Source organism: Streptomyces chattanoogensis, assembly GCF_001294335.1.
In the GTDB taxonomy this organism is placed as follows: Bacteria; Actinomycetota; Actinomycetes; order Streptomycetales; family Streptomycetaceae; genus Streptomyces; species Streptomyces chattanoogensis.
On sequence record NZ_LGKG01000185.1, the window covers coordinates 119,732 to 142,315 of the forward strand.

Annotated in this window: 23 protein-coding genes and 1 pseudogene; 11 read left to right on the forward strand and 13 right to left on the reverse strand. The window is 69.2% G+C overall.

What is annotated here, in order from left to right; all coding sequences use genetic code 11:
- Positions 1 to 2: 2 nt before the first annotated feature.
- Positions 3 to 1,391, reverse strand: coding sequence for a D-alanyl-D-alanine carboxypeptidase family protein (locus ADL29_RS35205; protein WP_245689763.1), 1,389 nt, complete (start codon positions 1,389 to 1,391; stop codon positions 3 to 5).
- On the opposite strand from ADL29_RS35205, the gene ADL29_RS35210 reads away from it, so the two are divergent.
- On the forward strand, positions 1,390 to 1,665 hold the full coding sequence (locus tag ADL29_RS35210) for an SCO4848 family membrane protein (RefSeq protein WP_053927646.1): 276 nt from the start codon (positions 1,390 to 1,392) through the stop codon (positions 1,663 to 1,665). The two genes, ADL29_RS35205 and ADL29_RS35210, sit on opposite strands and share 2 nt — an antisense overlap.
- Before the next feature lie 6 nt (positions 1,666 to 1,671).
- Here the strand turns inward: ADL29_RS35210 and ADL29_RS35215 are convergent, their stop codons facing one another.
- Positions 1,672 to 2,043 carry a hypothetical protein gene (locus tag ADL29_RS35215; RefSeq protein WP_053927578.1) on the reverse strand — a complete coding sequence of 124 codons (372 nt, stop codon included), beginning with the start codon at positions 2,041 to 2,043 and terminating at the stop codon, positions 1,672 to 1,674.
- Between the two features lie 429 nt (positions 2,044 to 2,472).
- Here ADL29_RS35215 and ADL29_RS35220 point away from each other — a divergent pair, with 429 nt between their 5' ends.
- Positions 2,473 to 3,093 (forward strand): DUF5753 domain-containing protein, encoded by a 621-nt coding sequence (locus ADL29_RS35220; protein ID WP_053927579.1) that lies wholly within the window; start codon positions 2,473 to 2,475, stop codon positions 3,091 to 3,093.
- A gap of 85 nt (positions 3,094 to 3,178) precedes the next feature.
- On the opposite strand, the gene ADL29_RS35225 is transcribed toward ADL29_RS35220, so the two are convergent.
- From ADL29_RS35225 to ADL29_RS35235, 3 genes and pseudogenes are all read right to left on the reverse strand, one after another.
- On the reverse strand, positions 3,179 to 3,841 hold the full coding sequence (locus tag ADL29_RS35225) for a DUF5753 domain-containing protein (protein ID WP_078971521.1): 663 nt from the start codon (positions 3,839 to 3,841) through the stop codon (positions 3,179 to 3,181).
- A 30-nt stretch (positions 3,842 to 3,871) separates the two neighbouring features.
- On the reverse strand, positions 3,872 to 4,723 hold the full coding sequence (locus tag ADL29_RS35230; RefSeq protein WP_053927580.1) for a helix-turn-helix domain-containing protein: 852 nt from the start codon (positions 4,721 to 4,723) through the stop codon (positions 3,872 to 3,874).
- A 13-nt stretch (positions 4,724 to 4,736) separates the two neighbouring features.
- Positions 4,737 to 5,477, reverse strand: a pseudogene (locus ADL29_RS35235) (DUF6879 family protein).
- A gap of 496 nt (positions 5,478 to 5,973) precedes the next feature.
- Between ADL29_RS35235 and ADL29_RS43855 the strand changes: the two are divergent.
- From ADL29_RS43855 to ADL29_RS35260, 6 genes are all read left to right on the forward strand, one after another.
- On the forward strand, positions 5,974 to 6,138 hold the full coding sequence (locus tag ADL29_RS43855) for a hypothetical protein (RefSeq protein WP_157878655.1): 165 nt from the start codon (positions 5,974 to 5,976) through the stop codon (positions 6,136 to 6,138).
- A 90-nt stretch (positions 6,139 to 6,228) separates the two neighbouring features.
- Positions 6,229 to 6,666 carry a hypothetical protein gene (locus ADL29_RS35240; protein WP_053927581.1) on the forward strand — a complete coding sequence of 146 codons (438 nt, stop codon included), beginning with the start codon at positions 6,229 to 6,231 and terminating at the stop codon, positions 6,664 to 6,666.
- Between the two features lie 163 nt (positions 6,667 to 6,829).
- Positions 6,830 to 8,056 (forward strand): metallophosphoesterase, encoded by a 1,227-nt coding sequence (locus ADL29_RS35245; protein ID WP_053927582.1) that lies wholly within the window; start codon positions 6,830 to 6,832, stop codon positions 8,054 to 8,056.
- A 248-nt stretch (positions 8,057 to 8,304) separates the two neighbouring features.
- Positions 8,305 to 8,616, forward strand: coding sequence for a hypothetical protein (locus ADL29_RS35250; RefSeq protein WP_046926352.1), 312 nt, complete (start codon positions 8,305 to 8,307; stop codon positions 8,614 to 8,616).
- Between the two features lie 56 nt (positions 8,617 to 8,672).
- Positions 8,673 to 10,094, forward strand: coding sequence for a hypothetical protein (locus tag ADL29_RS35255; RefSeq protein ID WP_053927583.1), 1,422 nt, complete (start codon positions 8,673 to 8,675; stop codon positions 10,092 to 10,094).
- Positions 10,095 to 10,210: 116 nt separating this feature from the next.
- Entirely contained in the window at positions 10,211 to 11,407 is a 1,197-nt protein-coding gene (locus tag ADL29_RS35260) for a S8 family serine peptidase (protein WP_053927584.1), read from the forward strand.
- Between the two features lie 79 nt (positions 11,408 to 11,486).
- On the opposite strand, the gene ADL29_RS35265 is transcribed toward ADL29_RS35260, so the two are convergent.
- The 3 genes from ADL29_RS35265 to ADL29_RS35275 are packed head-to-tail and all read right to left on the reverse strand — an operon-like array spanning position 11,487 to position 14,472.
- Positions 11,487 to 12,740 carry an alpha/beta hydrolase family protein gene (locus ADL29_RS35265; protein WP_053927585.1) on the reverse strand — a complete coding sequence of 418 codons (1,254 nt, stop codon included), beginning with the start codon at positions 12,738 to 12,740 and terminating at the stop codon, positions 11,487 to 11,489.
- 46 nt (positions 12,741 to 12,786) lie between these two features.
- Positions 12,787 to 13,599: a TetR/AcrR family transcriptional regulator gene (locus tag ADL29_RS35270; protein ID WP_078971523.1), complete on the reverse strand. Its 813-nt coding sequence runs from the start codon at positions 13,597 to 13,599 to the stop codon at positions 12,787 to 12,789.
- A 33-nt stretch (positions 13,600 to 13,632) separates the two neighbouring features.
- A complete protein-coding gene (locus ADL29_RS35275; RefSeq protein WP_053927648.1) occupies positions 13,633 to 14,472 on the reverse strand; it encodes an alpha/beta fold hydrolase in 840 nt (279 codons plus the stop codon).
- 83 nt (positions 14,473 to 14,555) lie between these two features.
- On the opposite strand from ADL29_RS35275, the gene ADL29_RS35280 reads away from it, so the two are divergent.
- Together ADL29_RS35280 and ADL29_RS35285 are read left to right on the forward strand one after the other, a co-directional pair.
- The gene (locus tag ADL29_RS35280) at positions 14,556 to 14,975 is read left to right on the forward strand and encodes a MerR family transcriptional regulator (protein ID WP_063788594.1); all 420 of its coding nucleotides are present in this window, start codon (positions 14,556 to 14,558) and stop codon (positions 14,973 to 14,975) included.
- Positions 14,976 to 15,126: 151 nt separating this feature from the next.
- Positions 15,127 to 15,957, forward strand: coding sequence for a hypothetical protein (locus ADL29_RS35285; RefSeq protein ID WP_245689764.1), 831 nt, complete (start codon positions 15,127 to 15,129; stop codon positions 15,955 to 15,957).
- Here the strand turns inward: ADL29_RS35285 and ADL29_RS35290 are convergent.
- The 5 genes from ADL29_RS35290 to ADL29_RS35310 form a co-directional block, all read right to left on the reverse strand.
- A complete protein-coding gene (locus ADL29_RS35290) occupies positions 15,918 to 16,691 on the reverse strand; it encodes a succinate dehydrogenase iron-sulfur subunit (protein WP_053927587.1) in 774 nt (257 codons plus the stop codon). The two genes, ADL29_RS35285 and ADL29_RS35290, sit on opposite strands and share 40 nt — an antisense overlap.
- Entirely contained in the window at positions 16,691 to 18,445 is a 1,755-nt protein-coding gene (gene sdhA / locus ADL29_RS35295; protein ID WP_046926346.1) for a succinate dehydrogenase flavoprotein subunit, read from the reverse strand. The genes ADL29_RS35290 and sdhA overlap by 1 nt, the downstream gene beginning before the upstream one ends.
- A gap of 21 nt (positions 18,446 to 18,466) precedes the next feature.
- Complete coding sequence (locus ADL29_RS35300) at positions 18,467 to 18,934, reverse strand: succinate dehydrogenase hydrophobic membrane anchor subunit (protein ID WP_046926345.1); 468 nt, start codon at positions 18,932 to 18,934, stop codon at positions 18,467 to 18,469.
- Between the two features lie 9 nt (positions 18,935 to 18,943).
- Positions 18,944 to 19,324, reverse strand: a complete 381-nt coding sequence (gene sdhC, locus ADL29_RS35305) for a succinate dehydrogenase, cytochrome b556 subunit (protein ID WP_078971524.1) — start codon at positions 19,322 to 19,324, stop codon at positions 18,944 to 18,946.
- Between the two features lie 202 nt (positions 19,325 to 19,526).
- The gene (locus ADL29_RS35310; RefSeq protein ID WP_169795283.1) at positions 19,527 to 20,030 is read right to left on the reverse strand and encodes a 2-oxo-4-hydroxy-4-carboxy-5-ureidoimidazoline decarboxylase; all 504 of its coding nucleotides are present in this window, start codon (positions 20,028 to 20,030) and stop codon (positions 19,527 to 19,529) included.
- 558 nt (positions 20,031 to 20,588) lie between these two features.
- Here ADL29_RS35310 and ADL29_RS35315 point away from each other — a divergent pair.
- A complete protein-coding gene (locus ADL29_RS35315; protein ID WP_053927588.1) occupies positions 20,589 to 22,262 on the forward strand; it encodes a beta-N-acetylhexosaminidase in 1,674 nt (557 codons plus the stop codon).
- Positions 22,263 to 22,584: the final 322 nt, after the last annotated feature.

Consider the following 22,584-nt stretch of genomic DNA (forward strand, 5'->3'; position numbering starts at 1 on the left):
CCTCACGAGCGGCCCCGCCGGCGGCGCAGCACCATCGCGCCCAGCCCCAGCACCAGGAGCACGCCCCCGGCGATCCCGACCCCGGTCAGGACGCCCCCGGAATCGCCCGCGGACCCGGCCGCCCGGCCTCCCTGCCCGTTCTTGCCGGCCGCGCCCTGCGCCTTGGCGTGCTCCGCGCGGTCCTCCTCGTCCTTGGGCCCGACGAGCCGGCCGACCGGCTCCACCTTCCCGGCGGCCTGGAAGCCCCAGTCGAGGAGCCGGGCGGCCTCCCGGTACGCCTCGTTGTGCTCCTTCTTCTGCGGGTTCATGACCGTGACCAGCAGCGTGCGGCCACCGCGCACGGCGACGCCGGTGAACGTCGACCCGGCATTCGTGGTGGAACCGTTCTTCACCCCCGCGATGCCCGGATACGGCTTGATGTCGTAGTCGCCGCTGAGCAGCCGGTTGGTGTTCTGGATCCCGAACGTCTTGCGTTTTCCGTTCTTTGCCGCCTCGCCCGGAAATTGCGCGCTCGCCGTCGAGCAGTACTCGCGGAAGTCGGCGTTCTTCAGCCCGGCGCGGGCGAACAGGGTCAGGTCGTACGCGCTGGACACCTGACCCGGCGCGTCATAGCCGTCGGGCGTGACGACATGCGTATCGGTGGCGTTCAGCTCCTTCGCGCGCTTCTGCATCTCGGCGACGGTGGCCGCCGTGCCGCCGTTCATCGCCGACAGCGCATGCACCGCGTCGTTGCCGGACCGCAGGAACACCCCGAGCCACAGGTCGTGCACGCTGTAGGTCAGGTTCTCCTTTATCCCCACGAGGCTGCTGCCGATGCCCATCCCCTCGAGGTCGGCGGCCCTGACCTTGCGCTTCTCGTCCTTGGGGAACTTCGGCAGCACGGTGTCGGCGAACAGCATCTTCAGCGTGCTGGCGGGCGCGAGCCGCCAGTGCGGATTCTTGGCGGCCAGCACCTGGCCGGACGCGGCGTCCGAGATGATCCACGACCGGGCGGTGAGCGCGTCCGGCCCCGGCAGCTTCGGCGCCCCGGGCGCCAGGCTGCCCACCTGGACGCCGGGCAGCCCCAGCCGGTCGCCGCCGGTCCGGGACATCTTGGCGGGCGGCGCCGGAGCCTTGGGCTCCTTGCCGTCCTGCGGCTCGGCGTACGCGGTGCCGGCCAGCAGCGGGGACGCCAGCAGCGTGGCGGTGGCCAGCACGGCCGCGGCGCGCACGGGGCGGCGCCGGGCTCCGGTGCTGCCGGGGGTGGTCGAAGGGACGGAAGCCGTGGGGTCAGCGAAGATCGTCGGCACGTCGCAGAACGTACCCGGCCCGTCGCCCGCCCCGGACATCACCCCACGGAAGAGTGCCCCACCCGACCGCCGGATGGAGCCCCCGCCCATACTGGTGCTCATGAAGCTCTCACGCCCTGTGTCCTGGTTCCTGCTCGCCTTCGGGGCGTGGAGCTGGTGCATATGGTTCACCTTCGTCAAGAATTTGATCAAGGACGCCAGCGGCCTGGCCTTCAACGACGCAGGCGACCCGACCGCCTACTTCTGGGTGCACCTGGTGCTTGCCGTGACGTCCTTTCTCTTGGGGACGGCGATCGGCATCATCGGGTTCCGCGGAGTGCGTGCCTTGCGGCGGGAGGCGGCGCGAGCCGAATCGCCGTCGGCAACGGACGAGTGACCGGGGTCACACTTCCGAGCAGCTCTCGCACGTCTCCCAGGTGACCTCGTACTCCCAGAGGGGGGACGCGCGCGTCGCGCCGGGCGGCGGCCCGGGTTCCTCGTCCGTCTCGTAGACGCGGACGTCGGCACCCGGGAACGCCGTGGCCAGCAGGTCCTCCGCGTCCTGCATGCCGTCCTCGCTGACGAACGGGCAGCCGCAGTTCTCCACCAGCAGGTCGATGTCCTCGAGACCGGCCAGCGAGCACTGCGCGTCGGCCCCGGCGAGCAATCGCCCTTCGGCGGTCCGCCCCCGGACCGTGAGGGCGAGACCGTTCGTGCCGTCCCCGCTCCACTGCTCCTGGCAGAACTCGATCAGGGCCCCGTCGAACCTCGTCATGGCACGTCATTATGCAGGCGCCGCGGCCGTGTGGTGCACCAACTCTCCGGTCGTACCGGGTGGTTGGATGCGGAGCGGCAGCGGTGGCCGGCGCGGCCATAGGCGTACGGCCTGACGGGGCGTGTCCCGCTCGGCAGGAGGCGGCTGCGGTCGGCGCAGCCCGCCACCCACCCCCGCCACCGTGCCGACCCCGCGAAACGGCCGCGGCCGCCCGCGTTGGAGCAGCGGGCGGCCGGGGAAGACGACGGCAGATCACGGCAACGGCGAGAACAGCAACGATGCGGAATCACGTACGTGTGACCGAGGGGCGTATGGACTGAGCTTTCACAGCCGGCCCAGGTGCTGCTCTACCCGCCGTGAACGAGGGCGAGCCAAAGCCCTCCGCCTGATCGCCTCGGTGAGTGCACGGCACTTCCGTATGGCCGACCATTGACAGAAAGACGACGGGCCTGGGGCTGGTGGGAGGAGTACACAGACCTCGGTGACCTGCTGGAGTACATCCAGCTTGAGGCCGGGGCATCCAGGATTCGGACGTTCCAGAACCAGTTGGTCCCTGGCCTGCTGCAGACGCCCGAGTACGCCCGTGCGGTAGCCGTAGCGGATGATGTATGGGAGGACCCGGACGAAGTCGATCAGTTCGTGGCGGCACGGATCGGCAGACAGGCCAGGCTGATCGGTGACGAGCCCCTGGAACTCTGGGCGGTGCTGTCTGAGGCCGTACTACGGCAGCAGGTTGGTGGATCGACGGTGATGCAGGCGCAACTGGAACGACTGCTTGAGGCATCCACCATGTCGAACGTCAAGCTCCAGGTGTGGCCGTTCGAGGCCGCGGCGCATGCGTCGATGAGCGGACCGTTTGTGATTGTGGGGTTCGAGGAACCTGCCTCGCTGGATGTGATCTACGTCGAAACCGCTGGCTCCAGGTTGTGGCTGGAGAGCGAGGAGGATGCAAACCGGCACCGTGGGCTGTTCGATAGCGTTCGCAGGAAGGCGCTGTCTCCCCAGGACACTCGCGCCCGGCTGTCCAGCCTGATCAAGGAGAACCGGTGACCGCATTCGAGTTCTACAAGTCCAGCTACAGCGGTTCCCAGCGGAAGCTTGGCCGTTCCAGGACGCGCAGCCTTACGCCGCCGGCTCAGCGCAGCGCCTCCAGCGCCTTCAGCGTCAGCGCCCGTGCCTCCGCGCCGTACAAAGCCATGCTGCTCAGTTGCTCGAATGTCTTGAGGTACAGGGCGATCTCGGACGGTTGATTGACGTTCACGCTTGCTGACACCAGCTCTATCGACGCGAGCTTGTCGTCGTACATGTGGAATGTCTCGCGCGGCCACTGCGCCCGCTCGGGCGTAGCTGCCGGGATGATCCCGAGCGATACGGACGGCAGGTCGCCGACCGTGAGCAGGTAGCTCAACTGGGCGGCCATCGTGTCTGTATCCCCGATCTGGTGGTACAGCACTGATTCCTCGATGAGCAGCACGAATTGGCGACCTGGTTCATGGACGACCTGGGAGCGCTCGACCCGCGCTCGCGCGGCCTCCGCACTGTCGTCGTAGGGAAGTTCACGAAAGTCGGCTACCACTTTCAGTACCGCGGACGCGTAGCCCTCGGTCTGCAGCAGACCGGGTACGAGGGTGGAGGAGTAGACGCGGAACAGCTGGGTCTCGCGGAATAGCGGGACCAGAGCTTTCTGGAGTGGTTTCAGTCCGTTGCGAACTTGGTGTCGCCATTCGGTGTACGTCGGTCCGGTGTTCGGTGACTGCGTTTCCAGGTCGGAGGTCTGCAGTTCATTGCGCTGCCTCATGTGTACATCCCTGTGCATACGGTAGGTGCGTCATTCGGAACAGAGCGACCTTCTGGCCCTGTTGATCACGTTCTGCGCTTCGGTGCCGTAGACGGCGGACTCCCGGAGCGTGTTCCAGACCTTCATGTACGTGGCGATGTTGTGTGCGTCGTCCAGCCATAGCTCGGCATGCCAGCCCTCGGTGATCGCCAGCCGGTCATCGAGGATGCAGAAGCCGTTGGCAGGCGCCAGCTTCAGCGATGCATTGAGGGGGACGATGCCCAGCGAGACGGTGTCCATGCCGATTACCCCGGCGAGCCGGTCGAGCTGGGCAGCGAGCACCGAGGGCGGGCAGAGCCGGGCATGAAGGGCCGCTTCCCACATGAGCACATGGAGCTTCTTTCCGGATTCGTAAAGCCATTCCTGTCGCTTCAGCCTTGCGCGTGCCGCTTCGTCTGCATCTGGCTTGGTCTGCTGGAACTCCGCGTAATGGATGAATACGTGGCGCGCATAGTCAGCGGTCTGCAGCATGCCTGCGACGACGGCCTCCTCCCATATGTAAATGACCTTGGACCGTGCGACTTCTGCATTCCATGTCTGCTGCACCGGAAGGTGCCCGGAAGCCAGTTGTCTGCGCCATGACCGGATGTGGGATTCGAAACCCGCCAGGCGAGCGAGTAGTTCGGCTGTTGCCTCGGGGTGGCCGGTCGCCTCTGCCCACGCACGCAAGTCGTCGGCCGTGGCTGTCTGATTTCCGTTCTCCAGCTTGTAAATCTTGGAGTGGGTGCAGCCGAGGCGACCGGCCAGCTGTGGACCGGTGAGCTTGCCCATAGGGCCGGATTCTCGCAATTCGCGAAGTCTCTTCCCAAGGGCGATCCGGGCCTGCTGATAGTCGGTGCTCACCGGTTCACACTCACTACTCTGCGGCAGACACCTCCGCCGCGAACGTCTCGTACGGGATAGCGTGATGCCATGCGGCGTCACGCACCTGGCAGTACCGGACGACTTCAGCTGGTTCGGTGATCAACTCGACATTCAGAAGAATGTCGGCGTCATCGAACTTCAGCAGGGCTACCAGCCGGGAGTCAAAGATCCAGAAGTCTTCGGCGGGCAGGTGGAGCCGGTCTGCGTCGGCGCGCCACAGGTTACGCACGTCCTCGCCCGTAGCTGCGTTGCACCTCGCGTAGCCAAGGAGGAAGAGCTGACCGCTGGTTGGGGGATCGTCGACGATGCGTACCCGGCCGACCTGCTTACCGTCCGCAGTCTGCGCGAGCATGTTCGTGCACCATGCGCTATCCAGGTCCCATGCCACGGTGCCTGTGTCGAGGAATTCCTGGTAGCTCTCGTCCTCCCGGTCGGAGGCGTAGCCGCGGCGGGTTTCGAGATGTCATGCCGAATGCTCAAACTCGTCGAAGAGCTTGAGGAATTCATCCGGATCGATTAGTTCAGGCACGCGATCCATCTCCTTCGGCCCCCAGTTCACGAGCAGTTCGCGAGGAACAACGACAGCTGATTCCCCCGGACTGAAGTGCTGGAGCCGATTGAGGTCTGCGGTGTCGGTGAGCGGTGCTCCCTGCACGACGATCTCACCCGTGTCCAGATCTTCGTGCAGTGCGGGACAGCCCCCGTTCTTGCTGTCTGTGCCCGTGAAACGCAGTCGTCGAGCCCCGTTTGTCTCCCTCGGTGCGGAGGTGGTGTTCGTCCAGCATCACGGGTTGTGGGGACCGGGACCACAGGGTTGAGGCTCTCTTGTGAGAACAAACAAGAACATCCAGCCATATGTCGAGAACATTGAAGAACATTGCGTAGTGGGCTGCCCGCCTCGACCCCTAACGTCCGACTCAGGCCGCACGTCTAGGCCGGTCCACCTCATCGGAGGCGCCGCATGACCACTCCCGTACCCCCGAACGCCGCCAAGACAGAGGGGTGTCGTGAGTGCAAAGACCTGGAGTGCGGCCGGGAACATGCTGCGGCGGAGCGGGATCTCAGCAGGGTGACCGACTTCAACGTGCTGATCTGTCGCCATCAGAGAGCGCACGCGAACGGGTCGTGAACCGGCACGTCGGCTCGCGATAGCCGTGAAGACTCCCGCCCCGGCCGTCATTCCCTGGCAGGACACGGCCGGAGCGGGTGGGCCCACAAGGGGCCCTCGTATGTGCACGACGACGCGCGGACCGGCCGTGCGCCGACACAGCACCGAGGAGATCACCATGCGATACCGCCTCGACCCGGTCAAGGACGGCGGGGATGAGGACGACGGCCAGGACGGCAACCCCAATGGCGGGTGCGGAGACGGGCAGGGCTGCGGGCGTCGTTGACCGGCTGGCAGCGGTAGTCGGTCACCCGTGAATCGGGCGGTCCGTGTCTCTGCCAGGGGTGCGGGCCGTCTTTACCCATGAGGGAGTGAAATGGCGCGACACCACCACCACGCCTACGTCTGGCTCGGTCACGGTGACGTCCTGGTCAAGCCGGGTGATGCTCATCGGCGGCCGGGGCACCCGGAGTTCCGGTCCGCGCAGGTGATGCCTCTGGAGTGCGCGGACTGGTTGCTGAAGCCGGCTTCGCGGATCGAGGGGACGTTCTACGAGCCGGCGGAGGGGGCCGGGTGGTACTGCGGCCGGTTGGTGGAATACGCGGAATTGTTTGCCGGCTCGTCGTACGTGGTGGTTCCTTCGGCCGAACGGTGTGAGGGGAGCGGGCAGTACGTGGAGACCGTACGGATTCTGTCGGCGGGTGAGGACCGGGTCGGTGGTTGGTGGGTGAGCGGTGATCGTTTTCTCTCGCTCAATCTGATCGCCTGCAGCCCGCATCGGGTGCGTCCGCAGTACCAGTGTCCGTTGCGGTAGTTGCGTGGGGTGGGTCCATACGATGTCTCCGGCGGTGCGTTCGGCGCTGCGTCGTGGCTCCACACCTGGCAGGACCGTCGGACGCTTCCAGGCCGGCCGGCTCCCTTACCGTGGGGCGCCACAGCGTGCCGGCCGGCGGACGCTCGAGCATCCGGGAGTCGGCGTGATCTTCGCCTTGATCGTGGTCGCGGTGCTCGGGCTGTTCTTCGCGGTGCACCGGTATCTGTGGTGCCGGCTGATCCGCGACACCACCAGGGCAGGCGGCCGGGTCCGCCGTACGGGTGCGGTCGCGGCCTTCGTTCTTCCGGTCCTCGTGCTCGCGGCGCTGCTGGCCGAGCGGCTCGGCGCGCCGTTCGTGCTTCAGCAGGTGCTGGCCTGGCCCGGGTATCTGTGGCTGGCGCTGGTGCTCTATCTCGTGCTCGCCCTGCTGGTGGGGGAGGTGGTACGGGTGGTGTGGCTGCGGGTGATCCCGGCGCGGACCGCGTCGCCCGCCCCGCTGCCGCTCCCCGCCCCGGCGTCACCCCCCGCCCAGTCGCCGTCACCCGCCCCGTCGCCGCTCCCCGCCCCGTCCCGCCGGGTCTTCGTCGCGCGGGCGGTCGCGTCCGGCGCCACCCTCGCCTCCGCGGCCACCGTCGGCTACGGCACCGCGACGGCCCTGCGCGGCCCGCGCCTGAAGCGGGTCACCGTTCCCCTGGCCAAACTGCCGCGCGCCGCGCACGGCTTCCGTATCGCCCTCGTCAGCGATGTCCATCTGAGCCCGGTCCTCGGCCGCACCCACACCCGGCGCGTCGTCGAGACCGTCAACCGGACCGGCGCCGATCTGGTGGCCATCGTCGGCGATCTGGTGGACGGCAGCGTCCCCGACCTCGGCCCGGCCGCCGAGCCGCTGCGCGCGCTGGAATCCCGGTACGGGTCGTACTTCGTCACCGGAAATCACGAGTATTACTCGGGAGCGGCCCAATGGGTCGATTACGTAGAGGAATTGGGTATTACCCCGCTGGAAAATGCGCGCATCGAACTCCCCGGTTTCGATCTCGCCGGGATCAATGACCTGGCGGGGGAGAGGGAGCACGCCGGACCGGACTACGCCCGGGCCCTCGGCGGACGCGATACCGCCCGCGCCGTCGTCCTCCTGGCGCACCAGCCGGTCACCGTCCACGACAGCGCCCGGTACGGCGTGGATCTGCAGCTTTCCGGTCACACCCACGGTGGCCAGATGTGGCCGGTCACCTATCTCGCCGCGGCCACCAATCCCACCGTCGCGGGACTGGCGCATTACGGCGGTACCCAGCTGTATGTCACCCGCGGCGCAGGGGCCTGGGGGCCGCCGGTGCGGGTGGGGGCGCCGCCGGATGTGACGGTGGTCGAACTGGCATCGATGCGGGCCTAGTTCATGGGCGCCGGAGGGGTAAAGGCGCGCTGCCCGGGTACTTCATAACGGACTGCCGACAACTGCGTTCGCATTACGCCCGAACCGGACAGATCGCAACGTACGATCTTGCTGTTCCGGCCATCAACTCCGTATTCTTTTTCTTGTCTTTACGCTGCCCCTGTCGCATGCCCGCCTCTCGCCGTGGCGGCCGGACCGGGCGGCGTGACGGGGGCGAGCGCGGTGCGCGGGTTACGGGGAGAGTGGTCATGGGCAAGCATTTCAAGGTCGATCTCGACGAGCTGGACAGCGTGGTGCGTCAGCTCCGGAGCCTTCAGGGCGATATGGATCAGACCAGCCAGAAGGTGAAGTACAGCACGAACATTCCGAAGTCGGCATTCGGCGTCGATTTCGGCGAGGCGGAACACCTCTCCAAGGCCCATGACCGTATGCAGGGGTATTTGCAGGACGTCACCCAGGCGCTCCAGGACCTCATCCACAAATTCAGCGAGAAGACAGAGGTCAGCCGCGGTGCCTACGAGGACCAGGACCACCAGACCAAGGTCTCGATGAACGGCTGACCCTTCCGCGGCGAGCAGTGATGAGGACGAGAGGATGACGATGAAGGGGGGCCGGCGTGGTTGACGCCAAGCAGGAGTACGACAGTGCCAAGCAGATGGAGAAGCAGCGCAAGGAGCAGGAGCGGACGGAGCGGCTGAAGTCGTTCAAGGGTGAGCGCCTCACCCCCCACTCTCCTTCCGACTTCCATCACAAGGGCATCGACACGCTCCGGCGGATGATCGAGAACGCCCGCCCCGAAGTGCTCGAGACCGCGGGTGAGCACTGGCGCGCCTCCGCGGACCTGCTCGGCGGACACGACGGGCACAGCGGCGTCCGCAAGAAGTTCATGGACGCCGTCGATCACGCCTCGGCGCACTGGGAGGGCGCGGCGGCCGAGGCCTTCCGCCGCGAGGCCATCAAGGTGCTCGGCAAGCTCGACCGGACGTATCAGCACGCCCGGAACATGGAGTCGTCGCTGATCGGTTCGCGCGAGTCGGGTCCGGAGGTCGGCACCGCGCACAACCTCCGCGAGGCCATGAAGGCCATGTCGAAGATCCACGACCCGGGCACCGTGGACAAGGCGATGGACTCGAGCGGCGACGACAGCCAGTTCCACCGGGACATGGCCAACCCGAACATGGACGCCCGCCAGGCGCTGGAGCTCAACCGGGACAATCTGTCCCTGAGCAAGGAGCGCCAGGTCGAGGCCGTCATCGTGATGGATGAGCTGGCGGACCACTACAACCGCCAGGCCGAGGTCTACCCTGACCCGGGCGACGGCGGCCTCCACGGCGACTGGCCGCAGGCACCGTCCCACCACCGCCCGCCGCCGCCCGTGCGGATGCCCGATCCGGCCGACAGGTACCACCCGGACCCGTCCTCGATCACCCCGCACCACCCCCACAACGTGGGCGGCGGGGCCGTTCCGCCCGGTTTCGACGGGCCCAAGGTCAACCGGCCGGAGCTGCCGGTGGCCACCGGACTCGACGGTGTGCAGGGCGGCACCATGACCCCGCCGCCGACCGCCGGCGGCTACGGCGGCGGTGCGCTGAGCGGCGGCCACGGCGTGACCGGCGGCACGGGAGGCGGCCCCGGCGGTGCGTTTCCGCCGGGTGTCCTCGCCATGCCCGGCCGCATGGGCGGCGGTGGCGCACGGCCCCCGGCCGGTGCCGGCGGGATGCGCGGCGGCATGCCGGGCGCGGGCGGCGCCACGGGCGGAAAGGCGGGCGCCGGTGCGGCCGGACGCGGTGGTGCGCTGGCGCGTACCCGCGGCGGTACGGCCGGCAAGCCGGGCGGTCCCGCGGGCGGCGCCAAGCAGGGCGGTTCGGGGCTGCACCGCAGCCGCGGCGGCAAGCAGGCGGGCATGGGCGCCGCCGGAGCCAAGGGCAAGGACAACCGGGAGAAGGAGCGCGGCGGCAAGCAGCGTCCCGACTATCTGGTGGAGGACGAGGAGACCTGGACCCCGCAGCGCAATGTGGCGCCGCGCGTCATCGAGTAGGCGGATGGCGGCGTCGTACGGCGGCGGGTAAGGACTGGCCCCGCACCCGAGGGTGCGGGGCCTCTCGTCGAAATGGAACACTGCCGCCCGGACAGCACAGCGAGAAGGAGCCAAGGATGAGGGTCACCCGAACACTGCGCGCGACGGCGGGCGCTGCGCTGACCGGCGCACTGCTGCTCACGGCGAGCGGTACCGCCTCCGCAGACCCCACGCGCAAGGATCTGTGGCCGCTGCAGGCGTTCGGGGCCGAGCAGCTGTGGACGGAGGCCACCGGGAAGGGTGTGACGGTGGCCGTGCTCGACAGCGGATTCCGGGAGACCCATCAGGACCTGAAGGGACAGTTCCTCCCCGGGCCGGACTTCGGGAAGCAGGTGCAGGCCGAGCGGGCCAAGAACACCACGTCGGGCGGCGACATCCGCGACCACGGCACCAGCATGGCCGCGATCATCGCAGGCCATGGGCACGGTCCGGGCGGCTCCGAGGGCGTCAAGGGGCTGGCGCCCGATGCCAGGATCCTTCCCGTACCGCAGTACAAGAACAGCGGGCAGGCCACCCGCTGGGCTGTGGACCACGGCGCCGATGTCATCAACATGTCCTATGGCGGTGGCCGGACCAGCGACGACTGCGAATCCATCCACTACGCCCTGTCCAAGGGCGTGGTGGTCGTGGCCGGCGTGGGCAACGACGCCGCGACCGAAAAGAGCTATCCGGTGGCCTGCCCGGGGGCGATCGGCGTCGGAGCGGTCGACCAGTACGGCGTGGCGTCCGACGCCAACAACTACAACGCCGACACGGACCTGCTCGCCCCCGGTGTGAAGGTCCCGGTCGCAACGGCCAAGAGCGATGCGGCCTATGCCACCGTGGAAGAGGGCAGCTCGATCGCCACCGCCTACGTCTCCGGCGCAGCGGCCCTCCTCAAGCAGAAGTTCCCCGACCTCACCCCCGGCCAGATCGCCAACCGCCTGGTGAAGACGGCCGGACTGCCTCAGAGCAAGAAGGGCCTCAAGGTCCCGGACGCCCACTACGGCTACGGCTTCATCCAGCCCGGCCCGGCCCTGCGGAAGGACATCCCCGCGGGACCGAAGGAGGGTCCGCTGCCGATGCCGAAGGGCAAGGTGACGCAGGCCGGGGCGGTCCCCGGGGCGGACGAGGGCGATGGCGCCGATGCGTCCGGCGCGTCGGCGAGCGGTACGAACAAGGCCCTGCTCTACGGCGGCATCGGCGCAGGCGCCCTTCTCGTCATCGGCATCGTCGTGGCCGTGGTCGTCTCGGCCCGCCGCCGCAAGAGCGCGAACGGCCAGGGCTGGGGCTGAGCGCCCGGCCGCCGGCTGCCGCCCGTGTCCGCTACGGGCGGCAGCGCTGCGTTCCTTTCCCCGCGCTCCGTTCCGTGGGTCAGGGCGAGTTGAAGGTGACCTCGGGGTTGGCGGCGGTCGGTCCGTCCAGCACGGGCCGGTGGATGCCGCGCAGGTGCTGGTCGAAGAAGGCGCCGACGTAATCCCGGGTGATCTCGCCCGACCGCTTCCCGGACAGCGGCGCCGACGGGTCGCTCACCCCCACCTGCGCGGCCAGGACCGGCAGGTCGATGAAGGTGAAGTGGCCGGCGTCGGCCACGGTCAGCCAGCGTTTCCAGCCGTCCAGCTTCCGCCAGTCCTCCGGCCAGCTGGTGTCCTCGGAGCCGGGGGAATGGCCCGCCTTGCTGCCGAGCATCAGGAAGGGCCGCCCGTCGAGTCCGGAGCGGGGGACGCGGGAGAAGAACGTGCCGTCCATGTTCACACCGGCACGGATGCGCCGGTCGCCCGCCATGGCGGCGGCCGCGCTGTTGCCGCCTATGGAATGCCCGGCCATGCCGATCCGGCGGGCGTCGATGAGCCGGGAGAACTTCCGGGCGGGGGAGGCCGTACCGGCCGTACCCGCTCTGCCGGCATCCCGGCGGTGGCCCGTCAGTTCGTCGATGACGAAGGAGACATCGGCCGCACGGCCATCGGCCACCTTGGCCATCACCTTCCGCGCATCCTCCTCCGTCGGAGCGCTCTCCGCCACGTCACAGGCGACGCAGGTCAGCGTGCGGCCGCCCGGGAAGGCCGTACCGAAGGATTCATAGGCATGGTCCACCAGGGCTACGACATAGCCGCGCGAGGCCAGCTCCTCCGAGAGGAGGGAGAGGGTGGCGCGGTTCAGGGAGAAGCCCGGCGAGAGGACCACCAGGGGATGCTTGCCGGCAAGGGGGCGGGCGGCGGTGCGGGCGTGGGTGCGGGTCCCGGAGAGGAGCTCGGGCGGGAAGGTCCTGCCCAGTTTCTGCTTTTCGAGGAGGAGCCGTGCCTCTTTGGTGGTCATATAGGGTGCCGGTGCGCTGTCACCGCTGCCGGCGTGGGCCGGGTAGTACATCGACACCATCAGCTCGCGTGCCCCGGCGGACGGCACCCAGGGGTCCCGGCGCGAGGTGTCGGCCAGATGCAGGGTGCTGCGCCCGATCGCGTACGGACCGGTGGGGCGGGAGAGTTCGAGCCGTACGGCGGCATGGGCGGGGGCCGCGGCAACGGCGGCGGGCGGCGTCGCGGCGACGGCTGTGCCCGCTGCGGCGACCGGCAGCGGAAGGGCCAGCGCAAGAGCGGCTAAGACGGCTGCACTGCGGCGAATTCTCTTCATGATCCGAGCGTATGTGCGGTCCGGTCGCGTCCGGTACCGACGAAAGTCATGGATTACCGGTGACATTCTCAGGGTCGGCCCCGGTGACATTCCCGGGCCCGGCCGGCGAGGGACGGCGCCCCGGCGCGGTGCGGTCACCGGCCGGAAGGAGGAACTCGCCCAGGACATCGGTCACTTCACGCACCAGAGGGCGCAGTACGCGAAAGCGCGAGGCGGCGATGGCGCGGGCGACCAGGGGAGAGGTGCGTTCCACCAGGGCGCGGCTGCGGGCGCAGTTCTCCGAGCGGTCGTGGACCCAGTACAGGACCAGGCCCATCTGCTGCAGCCAGAGCAACCGGGGTAGCTGGACGGCGAGTTCGGGGTCCGCTTTGATGTCGGCGCCGGCCAGGAGGCGGCGGTGCAGCTCGATGACGGCCTCGCGGGGCCCCTCGGACTCGTCGGAGAAGGGGCTGAGCGGGCTGGCCGGGTCGGCGGCGTTCTTGAAGAACTGGGCGGCGAACTCGTGGTACGGCTCGGCCACGTCCAGCCAGGCCAGCAGTACCCCGCGCAGCCGCCGCGCCAGTCCGGTCTCCTTGGCGAGAACGTCCTGGGCGGCGGCCGTGTGCTCCTCGGCCATCTGGTCGTAGAAGCCCTGGACCAGGTGTTCCTTGGAGGCGAAGTAGTAGTAGGCGTTGCCGACGGAGACCCCGGCCTCCTGGGCGATGGCCCGCATGGTGGTCCTGTCGTAACCGCGCTCCCGGAAGAGACGCAGCGCGGTGTCGAGGATCAGCCGCCGGGTCTGCTCGCTCTTGGCGCCGGGGCCGCCCGTCCGGGCCCCGGCCCTCGGCGCCTTCGTCCTGCTCGTCGTCGCGTCGTCCACGCCGACGACCCTAATCGGGGGCCGGACCGGACGTCACAGCCGGTGCCGGGCGAGGAACTCCGCGATCAGCCCCTGCCACTCCTCGGGGCGCTCGAGCATCGGCAGATGCCCGGTGGCGATCTCGGCGTACTCGGCGCCGGGGATGTGGTCGGCCAGGTGACGGGACAGGGAGGGGTGGACGAGGGGATCCCGGGTGGTGGTGATGACCAGGGTGGGGACGGTGATGCCGGGGAGATCGGCGGTGGTGTCCAGAGTGCGGACCAGCGCGGCCTGTTCGGCGGAGCCGCGGGGCGGGAGCGCCGGGTCCGGGTCCAGTGCGGCCTGCAGCGCCTCCGGCGACAGACCGTTGAGGTACTCCGGGGCCAGGCCGCAGAGCGTCCGCGCCTGCGCGAAACCGGCGTAGTCACCGCGCTCCAGGAGGCGCAGCCACAGATCGATCCAGAGGGACGCGCGGGTGTCGGCCTTGGCGAGTCCGGCCGTCAGGACGAGACCGCGCACCCGCTCGGGGTGCCGGGCGGCGGCCCGGACGGACACCGCCGTACCCATCGAGAAGCCGATCAGGGTGAAGGTCTCCAGCCCGTTGGCGGTGGCCTCGGCGACCAGGGCGTCGGCCAGGCCGTCCAGGGACAGCGGGCCGGTGGCGCGCGGCGTGTCGCCCGAGCCCGGGTAGTCGGGGGCCACGACACGGTGGCCGGAGGCGGCCAGTACGGGGATGAGCTGCCCGTAGTTCGAGGCGATGCTGCCGGTCGCGCCGTGGGCCAGGAGGATGCCGGGGCCGGTGGGCGCGCCGGTGACGGTGGTGGACAGGGGCGGGAGGGGAGCGGCCTCAGACGCCGGAGCGGGAATCTGGGGTGCCGTGGACGTGTTGGTCATGACGAAGAGGGTGCCGCTTGACACCGGTGTCAAGGTCAAGTCGGCCCAGGGAGAGCTGAGTCACAGCGGGAGCTGGGGGAAACATGGAGGACCGGAACGGGGACCGGATGCGGATCGGCGAGCTGGCGCGGCACGTCGGCGTCAGCGCCCGCTCGCTGCGCTATTACGAGCAGCGGGGGCTGCTCCACTCCCGGCGCGACGCCAACGGCTACCGCCGTTACGACGCCGAGTCGGCCGAGAGGGTGGGCCGGATACGGGAGCTCCTCGCCATGGGCCTCGGCACGGACGACATCCGTGAGCTGCTGCCCTGCGCCCAGGGCGGGCCGGGCCTGATCCCGTGCACGCTCTCCACCGGCGCGCTGGAGCGGCAGATGGCCCAACTGGACGCGGAAATGGCCGAGTTGGCCGGGCGTCGGGCCGCGCTCACCGCGTATGCGCAGGTCATGCAGCGGCGGCGGGCACAGGACGAGGCGCTGGCCACGATGGCGCTCCGGTCGGCCTGACCGGCCGCCCCGGAAACCTCGTCCCAACAACCCCACGCCACCCGCGTGTCTCGCTTGCGACAGCCGTCCCGCGGTCGGATCCTCGTGTGCACGCCGCTCGGGGGGAGCGGCGGCCCCGGAACGCCGGGGATCGCGAACACCAGGAGACGATGTGCTCCGAGTGCACTTCACCGCGCAGGATCTGGCACGTACGAGAGTGGCCGACGGCGCCGATCCGCTGTGGGAGACGGTCCTGAGCCTGCACGCGCTGCGCGAGAGCCGGGCCGAACCGGCGCTGACCGCCTGGCGGCGCCATGCCGTGCGGCACGGCCCGGGACCGCTGCGCACCCTGTTCCCGCTCGTCCCGCCGCACGGCTACTTCCCGGACTTCCTCACCCCGTCCGCCGCTTCGGACGGCGTCGAACCGGGCCTGGAGGCCGTGATGCGCACGCCGCGCACCCGGCTCCGCGCCGAACTGGCAGTACTGGGCGGGCAGCGGGCGCTGCCGGGCTGGACGCGGGACATCGCCGCGGGGGAGCCGGCCGCGCTGCGCCAGCTGGCCCGCAGCCTGCGCACCTACCACCACCACGCCATCGCACCGGGCTGGCCGCTGATCGCCGAACGGGTCGGTACGGACCGGGCGTTACGCCGGCATGCGCTGGACGAGGCGGGCGCGGAGGCGATGCTGCGGACGTTCGGACCGGCGATGCGGTGGCGGCCGCCGGTGCTGGAGGTCGACTATCCGGTGGAGCGCGAACTGCGCCTGGAGGGCCGGGGACTGGTCTTCGTCCCCTCGTACTTCTGCCGGGACGATCCGGTGGCGCTGGCGGACGATGCGCTGCGGCCGGTGCTGGTCTATCCGGCGGCGGGGGCGGAGGCGGCGGCTCCCGGGAACGCCGAAGGGCCCCGCCTCCGTACGTACGGAAGCGGGGCCCTCAGGGACTTACCAGTCCTGGCGGGTCATCAGAAGCGCCGGGTGATGAGTGCGCGCTTCACTTCCTGAATCGCCTTGGTGACCTCGATACCGCGCGGGCAGGCGTCCGTGCAGTTGAAGGTCGTCCGGCAGCGCCAGACACCGTCCTTGTCGTTCAGGATCTCCAGCCGCTGCTCGCCCGCCTCGTCGCGCGAGTCGAAGATGAAGCGGTGCGCGTTGACGATCGCCGCCGGGCCGAAGTACTGGCCGTCGTTCCAGAACACCGGGCACGAGCTGGTGCACGCGGCGCACAGGATGCACTTGGTGGTGTCGTCGAAGCGCTCGCGGTCCTCGGCGGACTGCCGGCGCTCGCGGGTGGGCTCGTTCCCCTTGGTGACCAGGAACGGCATCACATCGCGGTACGCCTGGAAGAACGGCTCCATGTCCACGACCAGGTCCTTGAGGACCGTCAGGCCCTTGATGGCCTCGACCGTGATCGGCTTCTCAGGGTTGATGTCCTTGATCAGCGTCTTGCAGGCCAGCCGGTTCTTGCCGTTGATCCGCATGGCGTCGGAGCCGCAGATGCCGTGCGCGCAGGAGCGGCGGAAGGTCAGCGTGCCGTCCTGGTCCCACTTGATCTTGTGGAGGCCGTCGAGCACCCGCTCCTTCGGGTCCAGCTCCAGCTGGAAGTCCTGCCAGGTCGCCTCCTCCGAGACCTCCGGGTTGAACCGGCGGATCCGGAAGGTGACGGTGATGTTCTCCGAAGCGGTGTTCTCCGCCGCGTCCAGCGCCGCGGAGTGCTTCTCAAGCGTGGGGCTGCTCATCAGTACTTACGCTCCATCGGCTGGTAGCGGGTCTGCACGACCGGCTTGTAGTCGAGGCGGATCGACTCGGCGCCGTCTGCACCCACCTCGCGGTACGCCATGGTGTGCCGCATGAAGTTGACGTCGTCGCGGTTGGGGTAGTCCTCGCGGTAGTGACCGCCGCGGGACTCCTTGCGGGCCAGCGCGGAGACGGCCATGACCTCGGCCAGGTCGAGCAGGTTGCCCAGCTCGATGGCCTCCAGCAGGTCGGTGTTGAACCGCTTTCCCTTGTCCTGCACCGAGACGTTCTTGTACCGCGCGCGGAGCTCGCCGATCTTCTCGACGGCCTCCTTGATGGTCTGCTCGGTACGGAAGACCATGACGTTCTTGTCCATGGTCTCCTGCAGCTCCTTGCGGATCTCGGTGACCCGCTCGCTGCCGGTGGCGTTGCGCAGCCGCTCGACCTGCTCCTCGACCAGCTTCGCCGGGTCCTCGGGGAGCTCGACGAAGTCGGCCGTCGCGGAGTACTCGGCCGCGGCGATGCCGGCCCGGCGCCCGAACACATTGATGTCCAGCAGCGAGTTGGTGCCCAGACGGTTGGCGCCGTGCACGGACACACAGGCGACCTCGCCGGCCGCGTACAGGCCCGGGACGACGGTGGTGTTGTCCGCCAGGACCTCACCCTCGACGTTGGTCGGGATACCGCCCATCGCGTAGTGCGCGGTCGGCTGGATCGGGATCGGGTCGGTGTACGGCTCGATGCCCAGGTACGTCCGCGCGAACTCGGTGATGTCGGGCAGCTTGGCGTCCAGCTGCTCCGGCGGCAGGTGCGTCAGGTCGAGGTAGACGTGGTCGCCCTCGGGACCGCAGCCGCGGCCCTCGCGGATCTCCGTGTAGATGGAGCGCGAGACGACGTCACGCGAGGCGAGGTCCTTCATGACCGGCGCGTACTTCTCCATGAAGCGCTCGCCGTCCTTGTTGCGGAGGATGCCGCCCTCACCGCGGGCGCCCTCCGTCAGCAGGATGCCCATCCGCCAGATGCCGGTCGGGTGGAACTGGAAGAACTCCATGTCCTCCAGCGGCAGCCCGCGCCGGTAGCAGGCCGCCTGGCCGTCACCGGTGAGGGTGTGCGCGTTGGAGGTCACCTTGAAGAACTTGCCGTTGCCGCCGGAGGCGTAGATGACGGCCTTCGCCTGGAAGATGTGGATCTCGCCGGTGGCCAGCTCGTAGGCGACCACACCGGCGGACTTCTTGACCCCGTCGACCTCGGTGATCAGCTGGTCGAGGACGTAGAACTCGTTGAAGAACTCCACGCCCTCCTTGACGCAGTTCTGGTACAGCGTCTGGAGGATCATGTGGCCGGTGCGGTCCGCGGCGTAGCAGGACCGGCGGACCGGGGCCTCGCCGTGGTTGCGGGAGTGACCGCCGAAGCGGCGCTGGTCGATGGTGCCGTCCGGGGTGCGGTTGAACGGCAGGCCCATCTTCTCGAGGTCGAGGACCGCGTCGATGGCCTCCTTCGCCAGGATCTCGGCGGCGTCCTGGTCGACCAGGTAGTCGCCGCCCTTGATCGTGTCGAAGGTGTGCCACTCCCAGTTGTCCTCCTCGACGTTCGCGAGGGCGGCGGCCATACCGCCCTGGGCGGCGCCGGTGTGGGAGCGGGTCGGGTAGAGCTTCGTCAGGACCGCGGTCCGGCTGCGCTTCGTCGCCTCGATGGCGGCGCGCATGCCCGCGCCGCCGGCGCCGACGATGACGGTGTCGTACTTGTGGATCTTCATGGGTTACCTCAGCCCCGGGGCCTAGCGGATGTTCGGGTCGAAGGTGAAGATCACCAGCGTGCCCAGAAGGACGGTGAACACCGTGGCGGTGTACAGCAGCATCTTCAGCCAGAAGCGGGTGTTGTCCCGCTGCGCGTAGTCGTTGATGACCGTGCGCAGACCGTTGGCGCCGTGCAGCATCGCGAGCCACAGCATGATCAGATCCCAGGCCTGCCAGAACGGCGAGGCCCAGCGGCCGGCCACGAACGCGAAGCCGATCTTGGAGACACCGCCGTCCAGCATCAGCTGGATCAGCAGGTGGCCCAGGACCAGGACGACCAGGACGATGCCGGACAGCCGCATGAACAGCCAGCCGTACAGCTCGAAGTTGGTGCGGGTCGTCTTGGGGGTCTTGCCGGTGCGCTTGCGCGGCGCCTCGATGACCGGGGCAGGGTTGTCCACGTCGTAGAGCGACACCGGGTCGCTCGCAGGAGTCGTCTCAGCAGACATCTCGCGTCATCAGCTCCCGAACAGCGTGCGCAGGGTGTGCTGCAGCACGGGGTAGAAGGCACCGGCCATCAGCACGACCCAGACGCCCATAACGGTCCACAGCATCTGCTTCTGGTACTTCGGGCCCTTGGCCCAGAAGTCCACCGCGATGACCCGCAGGCCGTTGAGTGCGTGGAAGAGGATGGCGGCCACCAGGCCGTACTCCATCACGTTGACGATGGGTGTCTTGTAAGTCGCGACGACGTCGTCGTAGGCCTCGGGAGAGACCCGGACGAGAGCGGTGTCGAGGACGTGTACGAACAGGAAGAAGAAGATGAGGACGCCAGTGACTCGGTGAGCCACCCAGGACCACATGCCTTCCCGGCCGCGGTACAGCGTTCCAGCCGGCACGGAAAAACCCTCCGGGAGCGGGGATTGGGGCCGCGCCGGCTTCTCTGTCGGTTCGGCCCGGCCGGGTACGGTCCACCGGCCTTCGACATCGTAACGACGCGCTGTCGGTTCCTCGCGCCGGGGTCCTTAGGTGTGATCAAACAGCCACCAACGGGCTATCACACAAGCCTCAACCGGGACGTTACGGGAGACACGCCGCAATTCACCGGTGCGAGGCGGCGAGCCGCGCCAGTCTGCCGCGGGTCAGGCGGCGCAGTTCATCGGCGGTGACGACCCGCTCCTCGTCCACGTCGTTGCCCAGCCGGGTGCGGATGGCGGACAGCACCTGGTCCAGCTGCTCGTCCTCGCGGTAGCCGTCCAGGCAGATGACGAAGACATGACGGAAGCGCCGCTCGTACTCGGCGTGGGCGGCCCGCAGGGCGGTGTGCGCGGCGAGTGTGCCGGGCCCGCGGGCGCCGGCGAGCGGGCGCGGCGAGACCGATTCCCGGGCCAGCGCCTCGTCCACCTCGGACGGGGTGAGGTCGTAGCAGGCCTCGTCGGAGGCGGCCAGCAGCGACTCGAGATCGGGGTACGGGCGGTGCGCGGCGATCCGCTGGGCCCAGCGCTCGCAGCCGCAGCAGGTCAGCAGCGCCGCCTCGGCGTCATCGCGCGGCACGGTGTTGAAACGGTCGAGCCCGACGCCGGCCGTCCGGCCCTGCGGCAGCACGTCCCGGCTCTGCGGGCGTATGCCGCACGGCGCGGTGAACGGGTGCAGCGTCGTCGGCCGGGCGGCCGATGGATGGTCACCGGACAGCGTGGGCTCCTCGGGCGGATGGGCGGATAGGGGTGGACGGATGGGGACTGATGCCGATGGATGGGGAGGGATCGGCAGTCGGACGAACGGGCGAAATACGGACAGGGTCTGGACGGCGGGGGACCTGGCGGATCGGATGGCCCGGACAGATCTTTTTCGGCGGGTGCGGGACGGACGGCTGACGGAAGCTGGAGAGGAACCTACGAACTTCGGACGCGTTCGCACTGAAGAAGGAAGAGGTGGGTGTGGTGGCGGCGCGGTATGCGACACGGCACCCCGGCGGACGGCCGACGATCCGGGACCCCTGGGACGCGGGTGACGGATGGAGTAGTCGCCACGCTAACGACGCTTGTCGACCGCTGTCCGATGGATGCGCGAATTTCACCCGGATGAGAGAGCTTTCGCGCACTTAGTGGACGGCGACCCCGCACACCTGGCAATGCCTTCGCCCAGAAAAGTGAGGATTGCACGATGTCGAACCCGACCCACCCGAGGTCACGCACCTGCCCCGTGGCCCGGCCGGCCGGGCTGCTGGCCCCGGCGCTCGTCGCGGCGCTGGTGCTCACCGGCTGCTCCGGCGGGGCGGACTCCCGGCCGCCGGGCAGCAAGGGCACCCAGGCGGCCCCCGCACCCACCCCCACCTGGGCCGCGGTCACCGGCAAGCCGCGCGTCATCCCGGCCGTACGGGACTTCTCACCGGCCGACGGACGCGGCTGGCGCCCCTCCGGGGGAGCCCGGATCGTGGTGCCGGCCGGGAAGAAGAGCACCCTCGCCGACGAGGCGCAACTCATGGCCCAAGATCTGGGCGGGCTGACGGTGGTGTGGGGTGCCAAGACCGTGCGTCCGGGTGATATCGAGGTGAAGCTGACGGGAAAGGCCGGGGCGGAGCGGCCGGACAACGCGGCCGCCCGCAGCACCGCCGACGAGTCCTACACCCTCACCGCCCGCGGCAGCCGGCTCACTCTGACGGCCCCCACGGACGCCGGAATCTTCTACGGCACCCGCACCGTCAAACAGGCCGTGCACGCCGCCGGGGGGCTGCCCGAGGGCACGATCAAGGACCGGCCGGACCGCCCGCAGCGCGGTATGTCGCTGGACAACGCCCGCAAGCCGTTCAGCGCGGACTGGATCGAGAACCGCATCAAGGAGATCGGCGACCTCAAGCTGAACCAGTTCCAGCTGCACTTCTCCGACGACCAGGGATTCCGCATCCAGAGCGACACCCACCCCGAGATCGTCTCCGCGGACCATCTGACCAAGGACCAGGTACGCCGCCTGATCAAGGTCGCACGGAGCCGGCACATCTCGGTCGTCCCGGAGATCGACTCGCCGGGCCATCTGGGCGCCGTCCTCGAGCACTATCCCGACCTCGTGCTGCGCAATGCCCAGGGCCGTCCGGTCAGGGGTGCGATCGACATCTCCAATCCGAAGTCCGCGCAGCTCATCGACTCGCTGCTGCGCGAGTACGCAGCCCTGTTCACCAACCCCAAGGGCGCCGATGCCTACTGGCACCTGGGCGGCGACGAGTACCAGGCGCTGATGTCGAGCGACCCGGAGGCCGCCTTCCCGCAGCTGGCACGGGCCGCGCGGGAGAAGTACGGGTCCGGGGCCACCATCGAGGACCTGGCGACCGGCTGGCTCAACGACCGGGAGAAGACCGTGAAGGCGGCGGGCAAGAACCGCATCGAGGCCTGGAACGACGGATTCTTCTCCGACGGGAAGGTCACCGCCGACAAGGACCGGACGGTCGACTACTGGACCGGCAAGGAGATCGGCAAGCGCGATCCCGCGGCGTTCCTGCGCGAGGGCCGCAACGTCATGAACTTCAACGACGAGTACCTCTACTACGTCCTCGGCGAGCCCAACCAGTTCACCTATCCGACCGGTGAGCGGATCTACCGCAGCTGGACCCCGCGGGTGCTCCGCGGCACCTCCCCGGTGGACGCGCCCGCCGGCCAGACGGGGCCGGACCGGATCCCCGGTGCCCGCTTCGCGATCTGGTGCGATCTGTCACATGCCCAGACGCCGCAGCAGGTCGCGGCCGGGATCCGGCTGCCGCTGGCGGCGCTCTCACAGAAGACCTGGAACCCGGGGACGCCGACGATGTCCTGGCAGGCCTTCAAGGCGCTCGCCGATCAGGTGTGATTCGGGTGTGAATCCCGCGGAACCGGGTGGGAATCCGGTGTGAATCGAGGACGGCCGGGGCCGCCACCCCCCACAGGAGAGGCCCCGGCCGTCGTTCGCGAGAGGCCCTTCGCGGGCCTCTAATCGTTACAGCGCCAAGCGGCGCGAAAGCGTCACACGAGCGTGAGCGCGGGGCTGCGGGCAGCGACCACGAGCGGTCTGGACGCGGGCGGGGGAAGGCCCGTAACGTGCGGGTTCGCGCCGGAAGGCGCACTGGTCGGGCGTGTGCCGCGGCCGGCGGACAGCCGTGATTCCCGGGAGTTCCAGATGGATCGGTGCGCGC

Coding starts and splice junctions, on each gene's coding strand:
- ADL29_RS35250 (WP_046926352.1), top strand. CDS start 8,305: ATGGGCAAGCATTTCAAGGTCGATCTCGACGAGCTGGACAGCGTGGTG.
- ADL29_RS35260 (WP_053927584.1), top strand. CDS start 10,211: ATGAGGGTCACCCGAACACTGCGCGCGACGGCGGGCGCTGCGCTGACC.
- ADL29_RS35210 (WP_053927646.1), top strand. CDS start 1,390: ATGAAGCTCTCACGCCCTGTGTCCTGGTTCCTGCTCGCCTTCGGGGCG.
- ADL29_RS43855 (WP_157878655.1), top strand. CDS start 5,974: ATGTGCACGACGACGCGCGGACCGGCCGTGCGCCGACACAGCACCGAG.
- ADL29_RS35280 (WP_063788594.1), top strand. CDS start 14,556: ATGGAGGACCGGAACGGGGACCGGATGCGGATCGGCGAGCTGGCGCGG.
- ADL29_RS35240 (WP_053927581.1), top strand. CDS start 6,229: ATGGCGCGACACCACCACCACGCCTACGTCTGGCTCGGTCACGGTGAC.
- ADL29_RS35215 (WP_053927578.1), bottom strand. CDS start 2,043: ATGACGAGGTTCGACGGGGCCCTGATCGAGTTCTGCCAGGAGCAGTGG.
- ADL29_RS35275 (WP_053927648.1), bottom strand. CDS start 14,472: ATGACCAACACGTCCACGGCACCCCAGATTCCCGCTCCGGCGTCTGAG.
- ADL29_RS35290 (WP_053927587.1), bottom strand. CDS start 16,691: ATGAGCAGCCCCACGCTTGAGAAGCACTCCGCGGCGCTGGACGCGGCG.
- sdhA (WP_046926346.1), bottom strand. CDS start 18,445: ATGAAGATCCACAAGTACGACACCGTCATCGTCGGCGCCGGCGGCGCG.
- ADL29_RS35205 (WP_245689763.1), bottom strand. CDS start 1,391: ATGAGCACCAGTATGGGCGGGGGCTCCATCCGGCGGTCGGGTGGGGCA.
- ADL29_RS35225 (WP_078971521.1), bottom strand. CDS start 3,841: ATGAGGCAGCGCAATGAACTGCAGACCTCCGACCTGGAAACGCAGTCA.
- ADL29_RS35315 (WP_053927588.1), top strand. CDS start 20,589: ATGTCGAACCCGACCCACCCGAGGTCACGCACCTGCCCCGTGGCCCGG.
- ADL29_RS35265 (WP_053927585.1), bottom strand. CDS start 12,740: ATGAAGAGAATTCGCCGCAGTGCAGCCGTCTTAGCCGCTCTTGCGCTG.
- ADL29_RS35300 (WP_046926345.1), bottom strand. CDS start 18,934: ATGTCTGCTGAGACGACTCCTGCGAGCGACCCGGTGTCGCTCTACGAC.